This window comes from Extibacter sp. GGCC_0201 (assembly GCF_017566055.1).
GTDB lineage: Bacteria > Bacillota > Clostridia > Lachnospirales > Lachnospiraceae > Extibacter.
The window spans coordinates 1-208 of the sequence record NZ_JABFCH010000289.1 but is presented as its reverse complement, the minus strand read 5'-3'; the positions used below and the strand labels follow the sequence as shown (position 1 = coordinate 208).

General features: G+C 51.9%; 1 pseudogene. It reads right to left on the bottom strand.

What is annotated here, in order from left to right:
• Positions 1 to 208: pseudogene (locus HJV72_RS19565) on the bottom strand (IS110 family transposase); the annotation flags it as partial.

Here is a 208-nt window from a genome sequence, read left to right as displayed (position 1 = left end):
CGCCTGCTCGATCAGCTTGATTTCTTTCTGATAGGCGTGGATGCAGTTAAACGAGCTTGCCAGTGATATGCTCAGTGGTTCATACATGCACTTGTCTAACCGGTAGGAATCCCTGGCTGCCTTGCGCAGGAGTTCCGAAGTTTTTGATAGGTCAGAGATGCGGTTCCTGCTCTTCCCCGCAAGGAAGGTAAGCAGATCCTCTTCCGGC